The sequence below is a fragment of the Lactobacillus sp. 23-2 genome (assembly GCF_044902225.1).
Lineage (GTDB): Bacteria > Bacillota > Bacilli > Lactobacillales > Lactobacillaceae > Lactobacillus > Lactobacillus absianus.
In genome coordinates this window covers 66,792-84,852 of sequence record NZ_JAOQBX010000003.1, presented here as the reverse complement: position 1 = coordinate 84,852, position 18,061 = coordinate 66,792, and the positions used below count along the sequence as shown (strand labels likewise).

At 52.7% G+C, this 18,061-nt stretch carries 15 protein-coding genes and 1 other RNA gene; 2 read left to right on the top strand and 14 right to left on the bottom strand.

Features of this window, described 5'->3' with window-relative positions; translation table 11 throughout:
* Nucleotides 1-25 precede the first annotated feature (25 nt).
* Nucleotides 26-1,201: a phosphoglycerate dehydrogenase gene (locus tag OCH80_RS02075; RefSeq protein WP_404537494.1), complete on the top strand. Its 1,176-nt coding sequence runs from the start codon at nucleotides 26-28 to the stop codon at nucleotides 1,199-1,201.
* 78 nt (nucleotides 1,202-1,279) lie between these two features.
* Here the strand turns inward: OCH80_RS02075 and OCH80_RS02070 are convergent, their stop codons facing one another.
* Nucleotides 1,280-2,161, bottom strand: a complete 882-nt coding sequence (locus OCH80_RS02070) for a DegV family protein (RefSeq protein ID WP_404537492.1) — start codon at nucleotides 2,159-2,161, stop codon at nucleotides 1,280-1,282.
* A gap of 275 nt (nucleotides 2,162-2,436) precedes the next feature.
* Here OCH80_RS02070 and OCH80_RS02065 point away from each other — a divergent pair, with 275 nt between their 5' ends.
* On the top strand, nucleotides 2,437-4,131 hold the full coding sequence (locus tag OCH80_RS02065; RefSeq protein ID WP_404537490.1) for an NFACT family protein: 1,695 nt from the start codon (nucleotides 2,437-2,439) through the stop codon (nucleotides 4,129-4,131).
* Nucleotides 4,132-4,214: 83 nt separating this feature from the next.
* On the opposite strand, the gene OCH80_RS02060 is transcribed toward OCH80_RS02065, so the two are convergent.
* The 13 genes from OCH80_RS02060 to OCH80_RS02000 all read right to left on the bottom strand — a co-directional run bounded on the left by OCH80_RS02060 (nucleotide 4,215) and on the right by OCH80_RS02000 (nucleotide 17,933).
* Nucleotides 4,215-5,558: a PFL family protein gene (locus OCH80_RS02060; RefSeq protein WP_154548655.1), complete on the bottom strand. Its 1,344-nt coding sequence runs from the start codon at nucleotides 5,556-5,558 to the stop codon at nucleotides 4,215-4,217.
* On the bottom strand, nucleotides 5,558-5,839 hold the full coding sequence (locus tag OCH80_RS02055) for an ACT domain-containing protein (RefSeq protein WP_154548657.1): 282 nt from the start codon (nucleotides 5,837-5,839) through the stop codon (nucleotides 5,558-5,560). Before OCH80_RS02055 ends, OCH80_RS02060 begins: the two co-directional genes overlap by 1 nt.
* Nucleotides 5,840-5,945: 106 nt before the next feature.
* Nucleotides 5,946-9,137, bottom strand: a complete 3,192-nt coding sequence (locus OCH80_RS02050) for a carbamoyl phosphate synthase large subunit (protein WP_404537487.1) — start codon at nucleotides 9,135-9,137, stop codon at nucleotides 5,946-5,948.
* Nucleotides 9,137-10,192: a carbamoyl phosphate synthase small subunit gene (locus OCH80_RS02045; RefSeq protein ID WP_206988945.1), complete on the bottom strand. Its 1,056-nt coding sequence runs from the start codon at nucleotides 10,190-10,192 to the stop codon at nucleotides 9,137-9,139. Before OCH80_RS02045 ends, OCH80_RS02050 begins: the two co-directional genes overlap by 1 nt.
* Entirely contained in the window at nucleotides 10,189-11,109 is a 921-nt protein-coding gene (locus OCH80_RS02040) for an RluA family pseudouridine synthase (protein ID WP_404537485.1), read from the bottom strand. Before OCH80_RS02040 ends, OCH80_RS02045 begins: the two co-directional genes overlap by 4 nt.
* Nucleotides 11,109-11,564: a signal peptidase II gene (gene lspA, locus OCH80_RS02035; protein ID WP_154548665.1), complete on the bottom strand. Its 456-nt coding sequence runs from the start codon at nucleotides 11,562-11,564 to the stop codon at nucleotides 11,109-11,111. Before lspA ends, OCH80_RS02040 begins: the two co-directional genes overlap by 1 nt.
* A gap of 12 nt (nucleotides 11,565-11,576) precedes the next feature.
* On the bottom strand, nucleotides 11,577-13,262 hold the full coding sequence (locus OCH80_RS02030; RefSeq protein ID WP_404537592.1) for a formate--tetrahydrofolate ligase: 1,686 nt from the start codon (nucleotides 13,260-13,262) through the stop codon (nucleotides 11,577-11,579).
* A complete protein-coding gene (locus OCH80_RS02025; RefSeq protein WP_404537484.1) occupies nucleotides 13,259-13,612 on the bottom strand; it encodes a hypothetical protein in 354 nt (117 codons plus the stop codon). Before OCH80_RS02025 ends, OCH80_RS02030 begins: the two co-directional genes overlap by 4 nt.
* A gap of 169 nt (nucleotides 13,613-13,781) precedes the next feature.
* Nucleotides 13,782-15,035, bottom strand: coding sequence for a metallophosphoesterase (locus OCH80_RS02020; RefSeq protein ID WP_404537482.1), 1,254 nt, complete (start codon nucleotides 15,033-15,035; stop codon nucleotides 13,782-13,784).
* Nucleotides 15,036-15,048: 13 nt separating this feature from the next.
* On the bottom strand, nucleotides 15,049-16,176 hold the full coding sequence (locus OCH80_RS02015; protein ID WP_302187541.1) for a class I SAM-dependent RNA methyltransferase: 1,128 nt from the start codon (nucleotides 16,174-16,176) through the stop codon (nucleotides 15,049-15,051).
* Nucleotides 16,177-16,381: 205 nt separating this feature from the next.
* Nucleotides 16,382-16,749, bottom strand: an RNA gene (rnpB, locus tag OCH80_RS02010) — RNase P RNA component class B.
* A 28-nt stretch (nucleotides 16,750-16,777) separates the two neighbouring features.
* Nucleotides 16,778-17,284, bottom strand: a complete 507-nt coding sequence (locus OCH80_RS02005) for a DivIVA domain-containing protein (RefSeq protein WP_154548673.1) — start codon at nucleotides 17,282-17,284, stop codon at nucleotides 16,778-16,780.
* Between the two features lie 85 nt (nucleotides 17,285-17,369).
* Nucleotides 17,370-17,933: a DUF1273 domain-containing protein gene (locus tag OCH80_RS02000; RefSeq protein ID WP_404537480.1), complete on the bottom strand. Its 564-nt coding sequence runs from the start codon at nucleotides 17,931-17,933 to the stop codon at nucleotides 17,370-17,372.
* Nucleotides 17,934-18,061: the final 128 nt, after the last annotated feature.

Below are 18,061 nucleotides of genomic sequence, written 5' to 3'. Positions count from 1 at the left end.
TAGGAAATTTTCAAAGGAGCTAACCATGTACCAGATTAAGACTTACAATGCCATCGCCAAGGAAGGTTTAGCCGAGTTCGGCGACAACTACCGCATCAACCAGACTGATGATGCCGACGCCTACATGATCCGGTCAGTCGACCTGCACGATCACGTCTTTCCAAAGAGTTTGAAGGCGATCGCCCGCTGCGGGGCCGGCTTTAACAACATCCCCCTGGACAAGGCCCTGGAAAACGGGACGGCCGTCTTCAACACGCCAGGCGGCAATGCCAATGCGGTCAAGGAACTGGTTCTGGCTTCAATGATCATTGCCAGCCGGAACATCGTGGCCGCTGCCAACTGGTCAGCCAACGCCAAGCCTGGCGCCGACATCACTCTGCGGACTGAAAAGGAGAAGACCAACTTCAACGGGACTGAGCTGCTGGGCAAGACCGTGGCCGTAATCGGCTTGGGTCACGTCGGCTCATTGGTGGCCAACGCCTGCCTTGACCTGGGGATGAAGGTTGTCGGCTATGACCCATACCTGACCGTTGATGCCGCATGGCGCTTGTCAGACCGCATCAAGCGGGCAAGCAGCATTGCTGACGCGGTGACTGACGCTGACTTTGTCACCGTCCACGTGCCAAAGAACGATGAAACCACTGGCTTGATTGCTGACGCCAAGATCGCGCAGATGAAGCCAACTACCATCTTGCTCAACTTCTCCCGTCTGGGAATCGTTGACAACAAGGCGGTCGTCGAAGCCTTGAATGAAGGCCGCCTGGGCAAGTACTACACTGACTTCAGCGATGCAACCATCCTGCACCACAACAACATCGTCATCATGCCGCACATTGGCGGCTCAACCATTGAAGCCGAGATCAACTGTGCCCGGATGGCAGCCCGGGAGACGACCGAATTCTTGGAGACAGGGAACATCAAGAACTCAGTCAACCTGCCTGACGTATCAGCGCCGTTTGAAAGCGACCACCGGATCACCCTGATCCACAAGAACATCCCCAACATGATCGGGCAGATCTCAACCAACCTGGCTGGCCGCGGCATCAACATCGAAAACCTGGTCAACAAGGCCAAGGGCAAGTACGCCTACACGATGATCGACATTGACGAGGTCGACAAGAAGACCCGCGACAGCATCGTGGAAACCTTGAGCGCCATTCCAGCCGTAACCCGCGTCCGTTTCTTGACCCGCGAAAAGTAAGCAAATTCAGCATCAAGCAAAAAGCCTCAGATTCACTAAGAATCTGAGGCTTTTTGTTTTTGCATAAGCTGACTTGAACTAGAATTCCAGCTGGTCAACGTCGATCATCCAAGTGATCCCGATTGACTTTTCACCCAAGTAGGTCGCGATTACCGGGCTGAATTCATCAGTTTCAAAGACGGCGTTTGGCACTTCGGCCTTGAAGAAGTCGGTGACCTCCTGGGCTTGCGCGGCGTCGTTGGATTGGATGATCAAGATCCGCAGCTTGTCTTCTGGAATGTCCAGGGCCTTGATCTTGGTCAAGGCTTCCTGTTCGATCTTCTTGACCGCCCGCTTCATTGACCGCACCTTGTCATAAGCCACGATCTTGGCTTCATCGTTGAAGGTCAGCAACGGCTTGATGTTGAGCAAGGAGCCAATGAAGGCACTGGCGTTGCTCAAGCGTCCGCCCCGGCTTAAGTTGTTCAAGTCGTCGACGATGAAGAGCTCATCGATCGTTGAACGGATTTCCGCCAATTTGGCCACGATCTCCTCTGGGGTGTAGGTCCCCTTCGCGATCATCTTGGCAGCTGCCAAGACCTGATAGCCTTGCAGGCGGATAGTGATCTGTGAGTCAACAGGGTACAGGTTGTATTCAGGGTTGCTTTGCTTGATTCCCATCAAAGTGCTGTATGAGCCGGAAATCCCGCTGGACAGGCAGATGTAGATGATCGCTTCATAGCCTTCAGCATGCAGCTGGTCAAAAGTGCTGATCAAATCCCCCATCTTTGGCTGTGAAGTTGATGGGAAGCCAGCACCGTTTCTTTGCGATTCAAAAAGCTGTTCCGGCGTAATGTCAACGCCTTCCAGGTATTCCTTGCCGTCGATGTAGATTGGAATTGGAATTACCTTAATATTGTTTTCCGCGGCCTCTTCTTTGGTCAAGTTTGCGGTGCTGTCAGTGACTAATGCGATTTTCATTGCTAATCCTTCCATACATAGTTTCGTAAGATGATTATAGCATAAAAAATTGTCCAGCAACACACGCGATATGTATCTATAGCCTGCTTTTTACAGTTATTGTGGCCGCAGCTATGATATGGCTGCTAGCCGCAGGCATCAAGGGGCGCGAAAGTGGACTTAAAAGTCCCCTTTTGCTAAAATTAATATTTGATTGCAAAAAATGCGCTTTAAACTGCTTTTTCTCAGCAAATTGGCAACTCAAGCATGTTTATGAATTATTATGAGGTGATTTGATGGCTTTTGATGGCTTATTTATCCACAGTCTGCTCAAAGAACTGACGCCCCAGATTATTGACGGACGCCTGTCCAAGATTTACCAGCCCTTCAACAACGATGTGGTTCTGGTCTTCAGAAAAGACCGCAAGAACCGCCAGCTCTTGATCTCTGCTAACCCTGAGTATCCACGCGTCTACCTGACTAAGGAAGCCTTCTCCAACCCCGATGTGGCTCCCCTCTTTGTCATGGTCCTGCGCAAGTACCTGGAAGGGTCAGTCCTGCAAGGCATCGAGCAGGTCGGCTTAAGCCGGATCATCAACTTCTCCTTCTCTGGCCGCAATGAGCTGGGGGATGAGATGCAGCTGGTCCTGTCAGTTGAGCTGATGGGCCGCCACTCAAACGTCATTCTTTACAACAAGCAGGATGGCAAGATCATCGACCTGCTCAAGCGGATCAACCCTGACGAAAACCGGGTCCGCCTCCTTCTGCCCAAGGCCAAGTATGAGCTGCCGCCGCTCAATCCTGGCATCAATGGCTTTCAGCTTAGCGAAGCTGCTTTTAAGCAGCTCAAGCAAAAGTACCCGGACCCAGCCGACTTTGCCAAGCAGATGGATGGACTGGACGGCGATGACCGCAAGGAACTGACCGGTTACCTGGAAGATGACTTTTCCTATAACTCCTTGAAGATCTTCTACCAGCAGTTTGAATCTCCCCGGGCTTTCGTCCTCCTTACTCCACGTCACAAGCGCCGCATCTACCCCTACCTCCCCTACCACCTGGAAATGACCAAGGAGAGCTCTGCCAGCCAGCTCAACGAGGCTCTGGATGACTTCTACGCCTACCAGGCCAACCGGGACTGGGTCAAGCAGCGCTCCCAGCAAATTGAGCGCGTCGTCAGCAACGAGCGCAAGAAGCTGAGCAAAAAGATTGGCAAGCTCAACAAGCAGCTGGCCGCCGCTGAAAATTCGGAAAATCTCAGAATCAGCGGGGAGCTGCTGACGGCCTACTTGAACCAAGTCAAGCCGGGGATGACCAAGATCGACCTGCCAAACTATTATGAAAACAACTCGCCAATGACGATCAAGCTTGATCCTGCCTTGCCGCCGCAAAAGAACGCCCAGAAATACTTCAAACGCTACAAGAAGATGCGTGACTCCATCAAGCACGTGCAAGAGCAGATCGCCATTTCTGAAGACAGCCTGCGCTATCTGGATTCCGTACAGACGGAAATCGACAACGCCGATCCCCAGGACATTGACCAGATCAAGGATGAGCTGGTCGCCCAAGGCTATCTCAAACAAACACAAAGAAAGCAGCGCCGGCGCAAGATCAGCGAAAAAAATTTGGCCAAGTTCACCCTGTCAGATGGCAAGCAGCTGCTGGTGGGCAAGAACAACCTGCAAAACGACTGGCTGACTTTAAAGAAGGCCGACAAGCGCGACTACTGGTTCCACGTCAAGAACATCCCTGGCTCCCACGTGATCCTGCAAGACAGCCAGCCGACTGACCAGGACATCAAGGAAGCAGCCGAAATCGCCGCTTACTTCTCCAAGGCCAGACATGGCTCCCACGTCCAAGTCGACTATATTCAGGTCAAGCGGATCAAGAAGCCAAATGGCGCCAAGCCTGGCTTCGTCATCTACACCGGACAGAACTCAATTGAAGTCACGCCCGATGAAGAAGCGATCCTGGCTAAGAAAGCCAAAGACTAAAACAAAAGCATTGCATGCAAAAACGTCACTGAGCAAAGCTCAGTGACGTTTTTTGTTCATTCTTTAGCTAGCGGTTAGCGCTCCTAGTTCTTGAAGCTGTGAACTGGGGCAGGAATCCGGCCGCCGCGGTGGATCATCTTGGCGCTTGATTCCTTGTGCACCGGCATGATTGGCGCGTAGCCAAAGAGGCCGCCAAATTCGATGGAGTCGCCCACGTCCTTGCCCGGAACTGGAATGACCCGGACGGCAGTGGTCTTGTTGTTGATCATCCCGATCGCTGCCTCATCGGCAATCATGGCACTGATCGTCTCGCTTGGGGTGTCCCCTGGCACGGCAATCATGTCCAGGCCAACAGAGCAGACGGCCGTCATTGCTTCCAGCTTGTCAACCGTCAGGATGCCCTTTTCAGCCGCCGCGATCATGCCGGCGTCTTCTGATTCTGGAATGAAGGCGCCGGACAGGCCGCCGACGTGGGAGCAGGCCATGATGCCGCCTTTCTTGACGGCGTCGTTCAGCATGGCCAAAGCCGCCGTGGTGCCATGGGTCCCAACTGATTCCAAGCCAATCTCTTCCAGGATGTTGGCAACTGAGTCGCCTTGCGCTGGCGTTGGCGCCAGTGACAAGTCCACGATCCCAAAGTCAACGCCCAGGCGCTTGGAAGCTTCCTGGCCCACCAATTGCCCCATTCTGGTCACCTTGAAGGCAGTCTGCTTGATAGTCTCGGCCACCACGTCCATTGATTCCCCGCGGACCTTTTCCAGGGCGGTCTTGACCACGCCAGGGCCGGAGACGCCGACGTTCAAGGCCACGTCTGCTTCCCCTACCCCGTGGAAGCCACCGGCCATGAACGGGTTGTCTTCAACGGCGTTGCAGAAGATGACCAGGTTGCCGTTTTGCAGAGGGTTGATCTTTTCATTTTGAATGACGATGTCGCCCATTTGGGCAACGGCATCCATGTTGATCCCGCTTCTGGTAGAGCCGACGTTGACGCTGGCACAGACGCGCTCAGTCTCAGCTAAGGCTTGGGGAATGGATTCGATCAAGACCCGGTCCCCGCTTTGGTAGCCCTTGTGCACCAAGGCGGAAAAGCCGCCGATCAGGTCCACGCCAACGGCCTTGGCCGCCTTGTCCAAGGTAATGGCATACTTGACGTAGTCCTTGTCGCCTGAAGCCGCGGCAATCAAGGCAATCGGCGTGACCGTGATCCGCTTGTTGGCGATCGGGATCCCGTATTCGGTTTCCAGATCCTTGGCTACCTTGACCAGGTTCTCCGCCTTGGTCGTAATCTTGTCATAAATCTTTTGGCAGGCGCGGTCGCTGTCGCTGTCAATACAGTCAAGCAAGGAAATCCCCATCGTGGTCGTCCGCAAGTCGAGGTTTTCATTGTCGATCATATTGACCGTTTCCATAATGCGGCGAATGTCCATTAGTCCAGACCTCCACTCAATTCATGCATGGCAGCGTACATCTTTTCGTTGCGGATGTTGATTTCAACGCCCATCTTCTTGCCCAGGCCGGTCAAGTCGCTGCTTAAGGCTGAGAAGTCAGCGCTGTCGTCAACATCGACAACCATCATCATCGTGAAGTAGCCTTTCATGATCGTCTGTGACAGGTCCAGGATATTGATCCCTCTTTCTGCCAAAAAGGTGCTGACGCCGGCGATAATCCCGGTCTTGTCTTGTCCAACGGTAGTCAAAATTGCTCTCATGAGCCAATGTCCTCCTGAATCATCAAGAAAAATATAAACGGTAATAACGAAATCAAGCAGTATGATTAAAATAATCTAATATTTTTATTTACATATTATCATACGATTAAATTGGCTGGGTCGTCAAGGCCAGAGACTCCAGAACGTCAAGAATCAGCTGCACCGTCTCCAGACTGGAGAAAACCGGAATGTGGGTCTTTAAGGCCTGGTCTTTGATCTTGATCGAGTCTTCAACGGCCGAGTCCGACAGGTTGACCACGTTGACCACCATCACGATCCGGTGGCTGCGAATTCTTTCCAGCAGATTCCGCGACCCTTCCTGGATTTTGGCGATCACCCCCGTCGTGATCCCGGCTTCCGCTAAAATATTGGCCGTCCCTTCCGTGGCCGTAATCTTGAAGCCCAGGCGGGCAAAGCGCTTGGCCAGGCTGGCCACCTCCTGCTTCTCTTCATCGCTGACGGAGAAGAAGATGGTCCCATAGCTGGGAATGTGGAGCTCACTGGCCTCATAGCCCTTATAGAGCGCCTTGGCCAATTGGGTGTCCCGGCCCATGACAGCATCAGACGACTTCATCCTTGAGTCAAAAGTATTGTCTGAACTGTAGTTGAGGTAGGAGAAGACCGGCATCTTGACGTGGATGAACTCATCCACGGGCCAGACTTCGTTTGGATAGCCCAGCTCGCTGATCTTGCATCCAGACAAGACCTTGACGGCATATTCGACCAGGTCCTTGTTCATGGACTTGGACAAAAAGGCCAAGTTGTGGCCGGCGTAAGTCTTGACTTGAAGCAGGTAGGTCTTGTTGCTGGTCACCAGGTAGTGGAGGTTGAAAATTCCCCGCAGCTTAAAGCGGCTGACCACCTTGATCGTCTCTTGCTTCAGCTTTTCGGCTTCTTCTTTGGACAGATACTGGGGGCCAAAGACCGCGATGGAATCAGACGCGTGCGAGCCTGACTGCTCCAAGTGCTCAACGATCCCCGGGATCGTGACGGATTCGCCATCCGTGATGGCCGTGATTTCATACTTTTTGCCGGAAATAAACTGGGAAACCGTAAACTGGTCAACCTGGTTTTCGGCAAAGTACTTCTCCAAGGCTGGCAGGTCATAGACGACAGCCGACTTTTGCTTGCTCTTGTCGTGAAAGCCCCCGACCAGGACCGGATAGCCAGTCTGCTGGACAAAGTCCAGGACTGCCTGGTACTGGTCCGTAGCCAGGTGCGGCACGGTGTTGACGTCTTCCTGCTTTTCCAAGAACCTGCTTAAAGGCATGATCTTTTCAATATCATGCTGGCCAAACAGCTTGAAGCCGTGGTTCTGCAAGGCGGGACGCAGGGCGGAAACCTGCTTGCCGGAGAACTGGCTGACCACGTCAGTGATCCCCTCTTCCTCGCAGATAGTGATGATGCTGTCCATGTTGATCGGCTCAAAGTAGACCCGGTCAGCCAAGCTGTAGTCCATTGAGGCCGCCTCGTCATTGTTGGACAAGAGAACCGTCTCATAGCCAGCCGCCTTTAAGGCCTTCAGGGCATGGAAGAGCATGTAGTCAAACTCGCTGGTGACGGAAACCTGAAATGGCAGCATCCCCAACACCAAGACCTTCGGCTTGCCTTGCTCCTCGTGCTTGAAGTCAAGCTCGCTTTCCACCCCGTAGGTCTGGTAGTAGACTTTCACTTTCGGCTGGTAGACCCCAGCGCTGTCGTCAATGGCGGAGAAGGCCGGCTCAACCCCCTTCTCTTTCAAGAGCGGGTAGACGTCATGGACGTCCATGCCCGTCAATTTGGCCAACAGGTCGCTTGAAAAGCCCCGGATCTTGGCCTTCAGCAGGAGGTCATGGTCCAGCTCCTTAGCATGCTTGATGTCCCGCCCAATCTTGATCAAGTACTTCAGCTTCTGGTAATAGACGGGGTGGATATTCAGGGCATTCGACAGCTTTTGGTAGCTGATGTCCTTATAAAGGGCCACCAGCAGCTGGATGACGTGCATTTCGGTCGGGTGGGTCAAGTCGCTGAGAATCTTGTCTTCGCTCTTTTGACTTTCGCTGACAAAAACCGACCACATCAATTCCAGGTCATTTGAAGAAATCAAGGCCTTGAAAAAGGCACTTTCAAAGTTGCGGCCAATCCCCACGGCTTCCCCCGTTGACTGCATCCGCTTGCCCAATTGGTAGTGGTTGTAGCCGGTCTTGGCAAAAGACCAGAATGGCACCTTGATGCTGACCGCGTCCCAGACCGGCTCAATTGCCGCGCAGAGATCGGTTGCCGGATCGGTAATTTCGTTCAAGCGGTAGCCGATGGCAATCTTAGCCAGGACGTAGCCAATGCTGTAGAGGCTGCTCTTCTGGTCAAAAACAGCCGTTCGGGTCAAGCGCGGCTTGACAGCCAGGACCTTGCGGGTCATTTCCGTCCCATGGTGGGCAACGGCAAAGTGCACGCTCAAAAAACCGACCAGCTTCAAGGAATTGGCGATTTTCTGGGCATCTGCCCGGAGCAGCTGCACCTGGTCATTGTTCAAAGTCAACAGCGGCTTGACCAGGACGCTGTCGCCAGAATCGATGCCAACCGGCTCAAGCGACCCAGTCGCCCCGACGAAGCAGAAGTTGCCGTCCTCATCGCGCAGCAGGTCAACGATGACTTCTTCCCAGTTGGACAAGTCTTCCGTCATCCGGTAGCTGGTGGTCTTAAAGTCCTTGTCCCGGCTCTCCTGCCAAAGGTACTTGGCCAAGTCTTGACTGCTCTTGAAGCTGATGTGCTGGTCATGCTCATAGAAGTACTTCTTAGTCAGAAGAATTGGAAAGTCCAGCTTGTTCTCCAGCTGCTCAGCCAGGTGCTCATCGTTCTTCAAGCCAAGGGAGTCCAAAAACCAAGACTGGCCTATCGGCAGATGGTTGGCTTCAAGGAACTTGGCCCGCTTTTGCGGGTTGTTCATGGCAATTCCTTTTTCATTGATGGTCAAGACCCGGATCTGCATCCGGCTCAAGATCCCATCGGCCAAGAGCTTCTTGGTGACGTCCAAAGCCGTCAGGGAACCATAGGCGGTCATGATGGCGTCTGGCTCTTCCATGCGCAGGATGCGCTTTAAGAAGTCCAGGGTCATCGGCTCCAAATAGACCGTGAGGCCTGGCATGGAGTCAGTTGAGACGCTGGCCGGGTTTGGATTGACCAGAACTACCTGGATGTCATCCTCAAGCAGGGCCTGAATGGCCGACCTGGTCAGCAGGTCAGTGTTGGCCACGTTGCCCGCAAGGGCTGAGCCTGCGCCGATGATCAAAATCTTGTTTAATTCATTTTCACGGGGCATTATTTCACCAGCTTCAGAAATTCATCAAAAATGGCATGGCCATCGCTCGTTCCCGGTGCGCCTTCAGGGTTGAAGGCCACCGCCACCAGCTTGCTTTTTTCAGAGATAAAGCCGGCCAGCAGGTCAGAATGCAGGTCATAGAATTCTTCATCCACCTGCACGTCGGAATCGTCAGGGAGCACCAGCTGGCCGATGTTCATAGACGTTTGCCAGATTCTGGGCTCCTTCTGGCTGATCACCGGGAAATTGCTGCCATTCTGGTAGCGCGGCAGATCAACCAGGTTCAGATCCAGGTAGGCGGAAATAGCCAAAAAGCCCAGGCCGATGCCCAAGATTGGGAGCTGGCCCAGGTATTCGTCCAGGATTGGCTGCAAGTATGGGAGCACCTCCTTGGCCAGGCTGGGGCCATTGGAGATCACGATCCCGTCAGGCCGCAGGCTCTTGATGTCGCGGACCTTGGCATTGTATGGCAGAACGTTGGCGTTGACTTGCCGCAGGGACAATTCCCGCAGCATGGAGTGCTTGAGCCCCAGGTCGATAATGGCCAAAGTCTTGCCTACGTTTGGCGCGGCATAGGCATTTTTGGTGGAGACCAGGGTCGTCTTGTTCTTAGGCAACACCAAAGCCCTGATCTGGTCAAAGGCGTGCTCGTCATTGGTATCCATGATCGAGGCCTTGAGCTTGGCATTGGAGCGCAGCTTGCGCACCAGGGCCCGGGTATCGACGTTAAAAATTGCCGGGACACCCTTCTCTTTCAGAAAGTCGCCCAAAGACTGAAAAGTGTCGTTGTCGGTGATATTCAAGGCCACGTCATTGGCAATCACTCCGCGCACGCTGGGCTGAATGCTTTCGTAGTCGACGGCGTTGATGCCGTTGCTGCCGATCATTGGCGTCGTGAACACCAGAATCTTGCCGGCATTGGCCGGATCGGTCAAGACTTCCTGGTAGCCAAAGTTGCTGGTTTGGATCGCCAATTCGCCCGTAGCCGTAATTGGCGCGCCTATCCCATCGCCAACATAGGAAGTGCCGTCTTCAAGAATCAGATAGCGTTTCATGCTTGCTTTACTCGCTTCTTTCTAAGCTCGGCCACCGTGTCTTGGAAGAGCTTCGGCGGCTCAACGGAAAATTCCAGCCACTTGCCACTTGTAGGCTGCTTAAAGCCCAGGACGGCGGCATGCAGGAACTGCCCTGCCCCAGGCAGCGTTTTTCTTGGACCATACAAAGGGTCACCCGCTAAGGGGTGACCGATGTAGTCCATGTGGACTCTGATCTGGTGGGTCCGGCCCGTCTCCAGCTGGCATTGGATCAGGCTGTAGCCTAGATACTGCTCCAAGACCTTGAAGTGGGTCACGGCAGGCTTGCCGTTTTCGACAACCGCCATTTGCTTGCGGTCGCGGGGATTGCGCCCGATTGGCGCGTCAATCGTTCCGGCTTCCTCGCTGAAATTGCCATGAACGATCGCCAAATAGAGTCGTTTGTTGCTCTTGGCGGCCAGCTGGGCCTCCAAGGATTCGCGCGCCTTGGCATTCTTGGCAACCATCAACAGCCCTGACGTGTCTTTGTCAATCCGGTGGACGATCCCAGGACGAAAGCCCTCGGGACTGGCCGCTAAGTCCTTGGTATGGTAGAGCAGGGCATTGACTAAGGTGTGGTCCGGATGGCCAGCGGCGGGGTGGACAACCATGCCTTGCGGCTTGTTGACCACGATCACGTCTTCATCCTCATAAACGATGTCCAGGGGGATGTTTTCGGCTTCTACCTGCAGGGCTTCCAACGGCGGCACGTCAACGGAGATTTGATCCCCTGCTTCCACCTTGTAAGCCACTTTGGCCTGCTTGCCATTGACCAAAATCTTCCCAGCCTGAACCAATTCCTTGATTCTGGTCCTGGAGAGCTCAGTCACCTGCTCGGCGACATATTTGTCGAGACGGACGCCGCCCTTGGCTGCCGTCAAATCATAATGGGCAGTCATTAGTCGTCCTCTCTTTCAAAAAACAGCAAGTAACAGAAAATCATGATCACTCCAACGGTAATGGCTGAGTCAGCCAGGTTGAAGATGTTGAAGCGGACAAAGTCCAAGTCGATCATGTCAATGACGTACTTCAAGTGGAGGCGGTCAATCAGGTTGCCAATGATCCCTCCCAGAACAAAGACCAGGCCGGACTTAAAGAGCCAGTGGTCATATTTCTTATTGAAGTAGAAGTACAAAACGACGCCGATCGCGGCGATGCTGACCAGATAGAAGAACCACATCTGCCCGGACAGAACGTTCCATGCCGCCCCATTGTTCCTGACGTAGGTAAAGGAAAATAGGCCTGGCAAAACGTCATGGCTTTCGCCAACTTGGTAGTTGGTCACGATGTAGTACTTCAGCCATTGGTCACCAGCAGCGATCAAAGCTGCCACAATTAATCCGATTACTTGCATTAATCCTCATTTCTAGAAGAGGCCGCTGATCTTGCCGTTGTCGTCAACGTCAATATCCAAGGCAGCTGGGTGCTTTGGCAGACCTGGCATGTCCAGGATGTGGCCCGTAGATACGACTACGAAGCCGGCGCCATTGCGCAGGCTGATGCTCTTGACGTGCAGGGTAAAGTCAGTTGGAGCACCAAGTTCCTTGGCATTGTCGCTAAAGCTGTATTGAGTCTTGGCGATAATGACCGGGAGCTTGTCCTTGCCCATCTTTTGCAAGCGGGCCAGCTGCTTTTCGGCCTTTTCGGTATATTCAACTTGCCCAGCGTGGTAGATCCGCTTGGCAACTTTTTCTACTTTGGTCTTTAAATCATCATCTTCATTATAGCTTGGAACCAGGTCATAATCACTAGCATCAGCCAATTTAACCAGAGTTTCCGCAGCCTTGACCGCGCCCTTTGAGCCTTCGTCATGGGCAGTAACGACTTCGCATGGGTGCCCTTCATCATTGATCAGCTTCTTGAGCAGGTCGAGCTCGGCTGGCGTGTCGGTTGGGAACTTGTTGATGACCACCAGCAAAGGAATCCCGTATGAAGCAACGTTGGCCATGTGCCGCTGCAGGTTGGCAAAGCCTTCCTTAAGTGAGTCCAGGTTTTCTTCCTTCAAGTGGTCGGTTGACTTTTCAGCTTGGTACTTCAAGGCCCGAACCGTAGCGACCATGACGGCGGCATCTGGCTTCTTTTCCAGCTTGGTTGATACGAAGTCCAGGAACTTTTGTCCGCCAAGGTCGGAACCAAAGCCGGCTTCTGAAAGAACGTAGTCGCTCAGGTGCAAGGCCAGGTTGGTTGAGATGATGGAGTTGTTGCCGTGGGCAATATTGGCAAATGGACCGCCGTGTACGAAGGCTGGCGTGCGTTCCAGAGTTTGAACCAGGTTTGGCTTCAAGGCAGTTGACAGCAAGGCGGCAATTGCCCCTTGGAAGCCAAGGTCCTTGACGAAGACTGGCTTGTCTTCAGTCGTGTAGCCAACCAGAATTTCGCCGATTCTGTGCTTCAAGTCAGCAATGTCCTTGGACAGGCACAAGATGGCCATCAATTCGTGGCCAACGGTCAGCTGGAAGCTGGCTGGGCGCTCAACGCCGTTGAACTTGGAGCCTTGGCCGATGGTAATCTTGCGCAGGGTCCGGTCGTTGACGTCCAAGCCACGCTTGATGACGATCTTTTCCGGGTCAAGGCCGATTTCATTGCCTTGGTAGATGTAGTTGTCAACCAGGGCGGCCAGGTTGTCGATCGCGGAAGTCAAAGCGTGCATGTCACCAGTGAAGTGCAGGTTGATGTCTTCCATTGGAATGACTTGAGCATAGCCACCACCAGCGGCGCCGCCCTTCATCCCGAAGACTGGACCCATTGATGGCTCACGCAAGGCAATGAAGGCCTTCTTGTGAAGCTGGTTGTTGATGGCATCCCCCAAGCCAATGGTCATGGTTGACTTGCCTTCGCCGGCTGGAGTTGGTGAAATTGAGGTGACCAGGATCAGCTTGCCCAAGTGACCGTTCTTTTCGAACTTTTGGATGGCTGGCCAGTTGATCTTGGCCTTGTCGCTGCCGTATTGCTGCAGGTCGGCTTCAGTCAAGCCAAGCTTGGCGGCAACATCCTTAATTGGCAATTCATTGGCTTCAGCTGCTTGTGCGATTTCAATATCTGACTTCATTATTTTGATCCACGCTTTCTATGAAAAACAACATAATCAATCGTTTGGTGCTTGGAGACTTGGGCCCGGTAGACACGAAACGACTTCCAACGAGCTAGCAAAACTGGCTTGCGATCCAGGACGACCGTCTTCTGGTAGGGCAGGCGCAGGCGCGCCGGTTCTTCCAAGGCGATGTAGGAGCAGTTCCAAGTGTAGACAAGCAAAAGGGCAAAGATCGCGAAGGTCAAGACCATCGGCGGGTTGACAAAGGTCGTTCCTTCCAGGCAGAAAATGATTGCCAGAAACAAAACGCAAAGCAGCCAGCTGTAGTAGATGACCCCCATGTTGCCAAGGAAAATAATGTGCTTCTTCATGAAATACTCCTTGTCGCTAGATAAGTTTGATTATAACAAAAAAAGTCGGTTTGTTAAGGATTTAGTGAAATTGTAATTGGAAATATGGTGATTTCTTCAGAAAGTAAAGAAATTTATGAACAATTCCTTCAACAGGTGGGAGAAACGGTCGCAATTAACAGCTGACTTTTCAATCGCTCCACTCTAAATCAAGCCGGTCGCTGGGCTGGGTCGACTCATATAGCGAGTTCAAGTATTTGACCAGTCCGGGCACTTTCAGGCACAGTTCCCGATACGGTGCGCTTTCCGCGATCTGGGCCCGGTATTCGTCGCTCTTGTAGGATTGGCCGGTAAAAAAGTCCCAGTGCATCTGAAAGACCAGCTTTTCAATCATTTCCAGGTCGCCCTGGCGGAATTTTCTCCCGGCCTGCATTTTGATGAGCTGGCGGTTGGCGTCAAAAAAGACTTTTTTCAGGTACTTGTGGAAGTCAGCCAAGTCTGCTTCCTGCTTTTCCGCCTGGCTCAGATAGTTCTCAATATCGAAGCTTTGCCGCCGGTAATGCAGCTCAGAAGCAGTCAAAGAGACGATTCCGTAACCTTCATCAGCTTCCGCGAAGCAGGATGAGACCACTTCTGGCACCGGAATCCAGCCCGACAAGACGTGCTGGGCATGGATATGGCCTGAAAAAGCGCACCTTGCCCCATACTTGGTCAGCAATTCCTGCAGCTCCTTGGCATTGGTCAAAGTAAAGCCATGAAAAACAACCGAATTATGGTGATAGAGGTTGTGGTGCATAAAGAAAAGCACTTCCTGGCCCGCCTTTCGCGCCTCCTTGAGCTGGCTTTCGATCCACGCCAGCTCTTTGGCTGGAATCTCGCCGCGGGTAACTGGATGAGAATACGAAAATTCGTTTCCATAAAGATTGGAATCAGCCAGAATCAGGCGCCAATGCTCATTTAAATTCACGCTGTAGGCAAGGGAGCTTGGATCTTGGGCAATCGCCAAGTCATAGCTGCTCTTGAAAATCTGCTTCCAGTCCTGGGGACTGATTTGGTCAACCCGGATTTCTTTTTCGCCCGCGAATTTTCTGGCCCAGCCATCATAGATGTCATGGTTGCCGGCTACTGGCAGCAAGGCAATTCCGGCTTCCTCTAGAGGAGCAAAAATCTCCGCGAAGCGAACTGCCGATGCCCGGGCCCCATTAAAGGTCAGGTCGCCCGTCACGATCAAGGCATCAGGCTGCCCGCTCTCCTGCTTGCTCTTGACCAGCTTCCTGACGAAAGCCTTTAAAGCCGGCTCTTGATAATAGAGGTCCTTGCCCGCGCTTGTGGCTTGCATCTGCTGAAAGCGGGCACCAGCATCATGCAGGTCATCGGCGATCAAGTGCGGATCGGAAATGAGCCAGAAAGTCGGAGTTTTGCTAGCAGTAATGACTTTCATCATCAATCACAAATCCCTAATGCTTCCGGTTGGCCCAGAACTGGTAGAAGTCGACGCGCAGATTGCCGTTGTAGAGCTTGCGCTTCTTGGTCGCCTTCTTGCCAAAGAACTTTTCAAAGTCCGGATCAGCCGTCAAGTAGTATTGGCTGAAAGAGTCAAGCGGGCGCAGCACTTCGCCCATCTGGGCATAGAGCTTCTCAGCTCCCTCCTTGTCCTTGAGCCGCTTGCCGTATGGAGGGTTGGAAACGATTACCCCGTTTTCAAGCTCAGTCGTAAAGTCCTTTACGGCAACCTGCTTGAAGCGGATGTCCTGCAATACCCCGGCATTGTGGGCGTTGAGCTTGGCCACTTCCAGGATGGACTGGTCGATGTCGCTGGCTTGAATGGCGGTTTCGCATGGCTTGACCAGACTCTTGGCCTCCTCTACCATTTCCGGGTGCAGCTTCTGGTCAAACCAGTCAAAGCCGTCAAAAGCAAACTGGCGCCAGGTGCCCGGGGCAATGTTCTTGGCAATCATGGCCGCTTCAATTGGCAAGGTGCCGGACCCGCACATTGGATCAATGAAGGGATGGGTCCCATTGAACGGGGTGAGCTTGATCAGGGAAGCGGCAAAGTTTTCCTTTAATGGCGCCCCGCCGTGCTCAATCCGGTAGCCGCGCTTAAAGAGACTTTCACCGGTCGTGTCCAGGGAAAGGCGGGCAACATCCTTATAGATGTGAACGTCCAGCGGGAAGCGGCTGCCATTTTCCGGCAGCATCCCCCGCCGACGGTACTGGGCACTCATCTTGTCTACGATCGCCTTCTTGACGATTGCCTGCACGTCAGGCTCTGAGTGCAGCTTGGAGCGAACTGCCCGCCCCTTGACCGGAAATTCGGCATCGACTGGAAGCAACTGGGCCCAGTCGAAGGCATAAGTTTCATTGTACAGGGTCTCGAAGTCCTTGGCCGGGAATTCCTTCAAGAGGATCTTGACCCGGTCGGCCGTTCTCAGCCAAAGGTTGCAGCGGACGATGTCGGCCTGGCTGCCTTTGAAAAAGACCCGGCCGTTTTCAGACCGCGTCTCATAGCCCAGGCTCTGCAACTCCTTGGCAACGACGCTTTCAAAACCCGCCCCCATCGTGGCGTATAATGTGTATTCTTCCATGTATGATCTTTCCTGTTCTTTTATCAGCGCTAATGCTTGGCAAAATGCCAAAAACGTTTCCATCTGTTCTTTAGTATAACGAACTTTAGGGCAAAAGAGAAAGCTGACGACCGACTCTTAGCAAAAATAAAACAATCTGTCTAAAATGCTTTTTGCCCATAAAAAAAGTTGGACTTCCGAAGAAGCCCAACTCTGCCTTGCAAATTTCTATAAGCCACGTTTTGTTCCAGCAACCATTTGGCATTAGTTGCCTTCAGCAGCCATCTATCTCTACCGTAGTAGTCCAGCTTTTAGTTCAGTTACCTAAGCTGAGACGCCCCTACCAAAAATTTTGGGTTACACGCTCGCAGGGTTTACCTCGTTCCACCAAGCCGGTTTCCCGACTTGCTCCGTCACTGTGGCACTTTCCAGGATAGTCACGCGTGGCCTTGCGGCTTTAGCGCTTTTTCCGCCGTGAAGTCAATTGACTTCCTCCAGCTTATTGGGCTGAATACGATCACTACGAGCATCGCAGCTCGTGCGTGCGTGGACTTTCCTCAGCCGGCTCAAGGCCGGCCGCGACTGCTCAAAATCTGCAACGTTTTAATTATAGCAAAAATTCTTACTTTTGTAAGTCCTGAATTCCATAAACTCTTTGTTCCAGGTTGTAAACCTTGCGTTCCAAAGTGGACAGGCGCTGAATAATTGCCATATTGGTTGAAATTTCACCATTGCCCGTCGCAGCCACGCTGTTGAAGCTGCTGCCAAAGCCGCCGCGCTGTGAAGTTGGCGTGTAGGTCTTGACTTCTTCTTCACCGACCTGCGAATCCAGGTTCTCAGTCGTCGCGCTCGCTGGCACCTTGGCCCGGCTGGCGATGGCTTGGCTGGCCTTTTGGTTGGCCAAGGCGACCTCTGACTTGGCCTGCTTCTGTGCTTCGATTACCTTGCCCTGCAGCTCACCGATCTGCCCATAAAGGTCTTCGATGATGCTCTGGAAGGTTTCGTAGTCAGCAATGATCTGGTCCAGGTATGAATCGACTTCGTCTGGATCGTAGCCCTTGACCTTGCTTCTGAATTGCTTCTTGAGAATGTCCTGTGCGGACAGCTTAACATCATTTAAATCTGCCATTAAAATTGACTCCTTTATACACAAACAATTCTATCAAAAAGGGGCTATGTAAAAAAGGACAAAAATGTTAAATTTTACCTCTTTTTTACCATTTACGGTGGCTTTCTTCATATTCGTTTGCCGCATCCTCCAGATCATACATGTCAATCAGGTCCAAAGGATAGTCATCGTTGCCGGCATCCTCGTATTGCTTGACCATGTCATAGTCAAAGCGGGTCTTGCCTGGATGCTCCGGGTCATAGACCATCATCGCTCGGTCGGTATGGTCAAACATGAAATGCTGGTAGGCCCGCAGCTGCCCGCCATTCCGGTAGTCCTCGCGGGAAGTTGGGGCAAAAAAATCAACCTGGTCTCTAAGTTCCTGGAATTTCAGCTGATTGCCCTCGCTCCAGCGGGAGGAAAAATTCATATAAGGCACCATCATTGCCACGCGCAGGTCGTATTCCGCCCGCAGCTCCAGAGCAGTTTCAACCGTCCACTGTTCAACGCCCAGCTGCCCGCCGGTGATCACCCAGTCAAGCTGCCCGTCTTCCAGCAGCTGCCTTAAATAGTTCTTGATGGCATATTTGATCACGGTGATTTTCGGATCCTTGTCCCCAAAGGTCCCCAGCTCATAATTCCGATAGCCGGTCACCCAAATCCGCTGCATGCTCTGCCCCCTCCTCTTGCTGACGCTTCTTGCCCGTTGCTTATTTTTCCAGGGCGTCTGGTCCGTTTTTGCCACGGCTTTCTTGTACAATATTATTATCATCTATTGTAACATGATGGGAACTAGCG

Bases quoted from the DNA above. Each gene is read 5' to 3' on its own strand.
- OCH80_RS02075 (WP_404537494.1), top strand. From the start codon at position 26: ATGTACCAGATTAAGACTTACAATGCCATCGCCAAGGAAGGTTTAGCC.
- OCH80_RS02020 (WP_404537482.1), bottom strand. From the start codon at position 15,035: ATGATGAAAGTCATTACTGCTAGCAAAACTCCGACTTTCTGGCTCATT.
- OCH80_RS02070 (WP_404537492.1), bottom strand. From the start codon at position 2,161: ATGAAAATCGCATTAGTCACTGACAGCACCGCAAACTTGACCAAAGAA.
- OCH80_RS02060 (WP_154548655.1), bottom strand. From the start codon at position 5,558: ATGGACATTCGCCGCATTATGGAAACGGTCAATATGATCGACAATGAA.
- OCH80_RS02015 (WP_302187541.1), bottom strand. From the start codon at position 16,176: ATGGAAGAATACACATTATACGCCACGATGGGGGCGGGTTTTGAAAGC.
- OCH80_RS02050 (WP_404537487.1), bottom strand. From the start codon at position 9,137: ATGCCCCGTGAAAATGAATTAAACAAGATTTTGATCATCGGCGCAGGC.
- OCH80_RS02025 (WP_404537484.1), bottom strand. From the start codon at position 13,612: ATGAAGAAGCACATTATTTTCCTTGGCAACATGGGGGTCATCTACTAC.
- OCH80_RS02055 (WP_154548657.1), bottom strand. From the start codon at position 5,839: ATGAGAGCAATTTTGACTACCGTTGGACAAGACAAGACCGGGATTATC.
- OCH80_RS02005 (WP_154548673.1), bottom strand. From the start codon at position 17,284: ATGGCAGATTTAAATGATGTTAAGCTGTCCGCACAGGACATTCTCAAG.
- OCH80_RS02045 (WP_206988945.1), bottom strand. From the start codon at position 10,192: ATGAAACGCTATCTGATTCTTGAAGACGGCACTTCCTATGTTGGCGAT.
- lspA (WP_154548665.1), bottom strand. From the start codon at position 11,564: ATGCAAGTAATCGGATTAATTGTGGCAGCTTTGATCGCTGCTGGTGAC.
- OCH80_RS02000 (WP_404537480.1), bottom strand. From the start codon at position 17,933: ATGCAGCGGATTTGGGTGACCGGCTATCGGAATTATGAGCTGGGGACC.
- OCH80_RS02040 (WP_404537485.1), bottom strand. From the start codon at position 11,109: ATGACTGCCCATTATGATTTGACGGCAGCCAAGGGCGGCGTCCGTCTC.
- OCH80_RS02065 (WP_404537490.1), top strand. From the start codon at position 2,437: ATGGCTTTTGATGGCTTATTTATCCACAGTCTGCTCAAAGAACTGACG.